Raw genomic sequence first — 3,026 nt, forward strand, 5'->3', positions numbered from 1 at the left:
ACAAGTAATAGTGGAAGTACTTCTCTATTAGAAACAGTTGAATATGTGTATGGTGGAAGTGAAGCAGGTCCTGTAACAATTATTATTGGAGCAACAACTTATATTACAAATATTGCAGTTTCAACTGTAATTGACTTTTCTGCAGAATTAAAAGTAGGAGTTGACAAAGATTTTAAAACGATTAACGGAGCGCTTAATGCAATTGCGCAAATGGACAGACCAAATAATGAGCGTGTTACTGTTTTAATTGATCCGGGGAATTATGAAGAAATGGTAGTGATTAATAGTGAAAATGTCACTTTAAAAAATGCTGCTGTAATACCAAGTATTGAACTTACTAATAGTGGAGTTGATATCAATGAAAATGCGGTACGTATTACATCATATTACGGATATGGTTATAATTACTTCAGTCAAGGAACAGACAATAAATGGAATGCTAAAACTTTAGAAGTAAACAAAGCAAATGGATATCAACCCTATACTAATGTTTCAGGAACAACAAATGCATCCTACTGGAATGCTACACTTGTTGTGAGTAGTGATGGTTTTATTGCTGAAGATTTGATTATTGAAAATTCTTTCAACCAATACATTTCTCAAAAAGAATCTGAAGATGTATTAGTATTAGTAAGTGGAAATAAAGGTGTAAGACCAACTGATTTTGGCAATACGGATGTTCAACAAAGAGCATTTGTTGAACGTGCTGCTGCAATTGGTGTAGCCAATGGAACTGATAAAGTTATATTAAACAAATGTAGAATTGTTGGTAGACAAGATTCTTTCTATGGAGGTGTAAATTCTAGATTAGTTGCTTTTAAAGGAGCTATGATGGGAGCAGTAGATTACATATTTGGAGGTATGACAGCTGTTTTTTATAAATCAGATTTCGTACTAAACACAAGCGATACAAGTGGTGATGCAGCTTATATTACTGCTGCTCAGCAAGGAAGTGGAAGAGGATTTTTAATGTATGAGTGTAATATTATTTCAACTGTACCTGGAGTAAATACAGCTTCAAATCAAAGCGCTAAACCAGGATTCTTTGGAAGACCTTGGCAAGCAACAACTAGTGAGGTGGTGTTTTTTAATACCAATATAGCTACATCAACATATGGAGGGTTTGAAGGAAAATCTTTAATTGATCCGGAAGGTTGGAAAAATTCATTAGGTGGTGAGTCCGCACTTATGTATGAATATGGAACAAATGAAGCTTCTGGTGAAAATAATTCAGCTAGCCGTGCAGCTTGGTCAACAGTATTAACTGCACCAACGCTTACCGATGGTACAGAGATTAAAACTTTTAATTTTACAAAAGGAGATGATGATTGGGATCCATTACCAGGTTTAATTGCTTCAGATGATTCTGACAATGATGGAATATTAGATCCAAATGACAACTGTGTTTACAGTTATAATCCTGATCAGGCAGATATGGATAATGACGGAATTGGTGATATTTGTGATGATAGTGATGGTGATGGTTTGGTTGATAGTGAAGATGCTTGTCCAAATTCACCAGAAGGAGCAACTATCGATGTTTTTGGATGTGAAGTATTTGACCTTCCAGCAGATAATTTTAATATAACTGTTACTGCTGTTTCTTGTAACGGTGTTAATGATGGAAGTATTAGTTTCAGTGCAAAAAGTACAGATTATACTTATATTGTTTCAATATCTGGTTCTGGATCAGGGACTGCAACACTTTCTTCAGCAAATGGATTCTCAGATATTATTGAAAATTTAGCGGCTGGAAATTATAAAGTTTGTATTTCAATTGAAGGGCGAGATAATTTTGAGCAGTGTTTTAATGTGCAAATAGAAGGGCTAACTCCTCTTGATACATATTCTAGCATAAATAGAACAACTAATATTGTTACTTATTCATTATCTGGCGCTACAAGTTATAACATTGTACACAATGGTAAGTTAATGACTTCTAGTAAATCACAAGTTGATTTAGTTCTTAATAAAGGGTTAAATACAGTTAAAATTTCAACAGACGCAGAATGTCAAGGTAAATTTTCAGAAGAAATATTCATTTCAGAAGAAGTTGTTGTTTTTCCAAATCCAACAAAAGGATTTGTGCAAGTTTATGTAAACGGTGCAGATGCATCTGTAAATGTTACTTTATCAGACTTAAGCGGAAAACAATTTATTTCCTTAGTTAAGGAAGTTTCAGGAAATAGAATAATAGATCTTGATCTTACTAATTATCCTAAAGGTGTTTATTTCCTTGTATTAAATTCAAAAACAGTTCGTAAATCAATCAAACTTATAAAAGAATAGTTAATTATGAAAACAACAAAATATATATATTTTATAAAAGCACTTTTGGTTTTTATAACGAGCGTTCAAATTATTTCTTGTTCAAATGATGATGAAGTTACTGAACCACAAATTATAACTGAACCTGGTAAATCGGAATTGGTACTTCCAATAAATAATACAGAATGTGAAGTAGGCGAAATAATTGCAAATAAAGCCGCTGTATTTTTTGAATGGAATGCCTCTGTCGATACAGAAAATTATGATTTAGAAATTACTAATTTAATAACAAGAGAAATTACGAAAAGACCTAATCTTGTAACAACTTCAAAAGAGGTAAAACTTGAAAGAGGATTTCCGTATTCTTGGATAGTTACATCTAAAAACTCAGGAGAGCTTGTAACTGTTTCTGATGTTTCTAAATTTTATTTAGCAGGTGAAGCAGGTTCTAATAATGTTCCTTTTCCAGCTTCACTTTTAAGTCCACTTTCAGGAATTACAATTACACCAGTTGATGGTAAAGTAACACTTGAATGGGAAAGTTCAAATAAAGATACAGATGGGGAAGACCTAACATTTGATGTGTTTGTTGATACCATTGATGGAAACCAAGTAACTCCTGAAGATTGGAAAGATATTACAGATACTAGTTTTGAAATTTCTGTTGAGCCTAATACTATTTATTACTGGCATATTGAAACAAGTGATGGTGTAAATTCTTCAATTAGTGCAACTTATACATTTAAAACAGGAGAAAA

Annotated in this window: 2 protein-coding genes; both read left to right on the forward strand. The window is 32.7% G+C overall.

What is annotated here, in order from left to right:
- A partial coding sequence (locus tag AB1Z17_RS07125; protein ID WP_368051109.1) for a pectinesterase family protein occupies positions 1 to 2,289 on the forward strand: 2,289 nt, incomplete at its 5' end.
- Between the two features lie 6 nt (positions 2,290 to 2,295).
- The coding region (locus AB1Z17_RS07130; RefSeq protein ID WP_368051110.1) for a hypothetical protein at positions 2,296 to 3,026 on the forward strand (731 nt) is incomplete at its 3' end.

Source organism: Lutibacter sp. (assembly GCF_040883305.1).
GTDB lineage: Bacteria > Bacteroidota > Bacteroidia > Flavobacteriales > Flavobacteriaceae > Lutibacter.